This is a genomic window from Parvibaculum sp., from assembly GCF_049672805.1.
GTDB lineage: Bacteria > Pseudomonadota > Alphaproteobacteria > Parvibaculales > Parvibaculaceae > Parvibaculum.
In genome coordinates this window covers 1-2,249 of the sequence record NZ_JBATWS010000468.1, presented here as the reverse complement: position 1 = coordinate 2,249, position 2,249 = coordinate 1, and the positions used below count along the sequence as shown (strand labels likewise).

The window sequence follows — 2,249 nt, the reverse complement described above, 5'->3', positions numbered from 1 at the left end:
GAAGAGGTCGATGGCGTAGATATACCAGTCGCGGGTGGCTGCCACGAGTTCATCGGAGGTCGGCGGCGTCGCACGCTTGTGCCAGCCAAAGCCGTTTACCGCCATGTTGATGCCGCCCAGCTTGGCAACGACATTGGGGCAGGTGGCAAGCTCCGCCACGTCACGCTTCCATTGGGCGAATATCTCTTCGCGCTTGCCTTCATAGTGGCCGATGCCGAGCGGACCGCCGAAATGGTCGAAGATGATTCTTGTTTCAGGATGCGCGCGGGCGAGCGCCGTGAGTTCGGGAATCTGATGGTGGAAGAGCCAGGCATCGAAGGAAAGCCCGTGATCCTTGAGCCGCGCAAAGCCTTCGCGGAAGGCGGGCAGGCCGAGCAGGCCTTTGGGTGGATGGGTATGTGAGGGACGGATAGCGGGGCTGTCATCAAAGGCGCTCGCGTGACGGATGCCGCGAAAGCGGTCGGGCGCGCGGGCGATATGGGCTTCCAGTACTTCATCCACCGCTGCGCCAAGCTGCAGATCGGCAAAGCCGACAATGGCGGCGGCAACACGGGTTTCGCCGAAGCCGCCGCTTGCCGATTTCGCGGCGATGCCGTTCACATATTCCGTCTCGCCAATGGGCTTCAAGGCGTCCGGCCCGTCTGCGCGATACATGGCTGCGCATTCAACAAAGACGGTAGCGCGGATGTTGTGGCCCTGAGAGAGATCGGCAAGCAGCTCATCCAGCTCATAGCGGGAGCCGGGGTGGTCCCAGAGATGGTGATGGGGGTCGATGATCGGAAGGTCAGGCTCCAGCGCCGCTTCCTTCACCTGCGCGAGCCATTCCGGATTTCCTGCCATGTTCATCCTCCCGTTTCCGTTTGGAAGGGAGAGTGACACCAGCGCGCAGGAGAGGCAAATCGGCTGAGAGCGTGGAAATAAAAACCCCGCCAGCGACTTCAGCGGTGCGCATGGCGGGGTTGAAACGTGGAGCGTGGCGAAGGGGGCCTAGCCTGCCTTTGCGTGCTTCTTGCGCTCGTTCGGATCGAGGTAGCGCTTGCGCAGCCGGATCGATTTCGGCGTCACTTCCACCAGCTCGTCCTGCTCGATATATGCGATGGCCTGTTCGAGCGTCAGCGGGCGGGGCGGCGTCAGGCGCACGGCCTCATCTTTCGAGGTGGTGCGGATGTTGGTGAGCTGCTTTGCCTTGAGCGGGTTCACGATCAGGTCATCTGCGCGCGAATTCTCGCCGATGATCATGCCTTCATAGACCTTCACGCCGGGTTCGATGAAGAGGACGCCGCGCTCTTCAATGTTCCAGAGCGCGTAGGGCACGGCCTCGCCTGCGCCATTGGAGATGAGCACGCCGTTGCGACGGCCTTCGATCTCGCCGCGCCAGGGTTCATAGGCGTGGAAGATGCGGTTCATCACGCCGGTGCCGCGCGTATCGGTGAGGAACTCGCCGTGATAGCCGATCAATCCGCGCGAGGGGCAGTGGAAGATGATGCGCGTCTTGCCCGCACCTGTCGGGCGCATATCGATCAGTTCGCCCTTGCGGCCGGAAATCTTCTCGATGACGACGCCGGTATATTCGTCGTCCACATCGACGGTTGCTTCTTCGATGGGTTCGAGGCGATTGCCGTTTTCATCCTCACGATAGAGCACGCGGGGGCGCGAGATCGACAGTTCGAAGCCTTCGCGGCGCATGTTTTCAACGAGCACGCCGAGCTGCAATTCGCCGCGGCCTGCCACTTCGAAAGCATCGCGCGTTTCGCTGTCGGAGACGCGAATGGCGACGTTTGATTCCGCCTCGCGCATCAGCCGCTCGCGGATCACGCGGGACTGCACCTTGCTGCCTTCGCGGCCTGCAAGGGGGCTGTCATTGATCGAGATGGTGATGGAGAGGGTGGGCGGATCAATCGGGAGTGCGTCGATCGCGTCCGTCACGGCAAGATCGCAGATCGTGTCGGCAACCGTACCTTCTTCGAGGCCCGCAACGGCGACGATGTCACCTGCTTTTGCCTCTTCCACGGGCACGCGCTGGATGCCGCGGAAGGCGAGCACACGGGTGATGCGGCCCTTTTCGATGGTTGTGACCGTGCCGTCCTTCGGCTTGCGGAGCACCTGCACCGGAAGGTTCGGCTTCACCGTGCCCTTTTCAATCCGTCCCGTGAGGATGCGGCCGAGATAGGGGTCGCTCTCGATGGTGGTGACGAGCATGGCGAAAGGCGCGTCGCGCGAGCCGTCATTGAGCGCGGTCGGCTCGGGGA

Annotated in this window: 2 protein-coding genes; both read right to left on the bottom strand. The window is 62.4% G+C overall.

The genetic code is table 11. The features are described from left to right. A partial coding sequence (locus WBF74_RS14470) for an amidohydrolase family protein (protein ID WP_424441161.1) occupies positions 1-840 on the bottom strand: 840 nt, incomplete at its 3' end. 147 nt (positions 841-987) lie between these two features. Beyond that, positions 988-2,249: EF-Tu/IF-2/RF-3 family GTPase (locus WBF74_RS14465; protein WP_424441159.1), on the bottom strand; the 1,262-nt coding region annotated here is incomplete at its 5' end.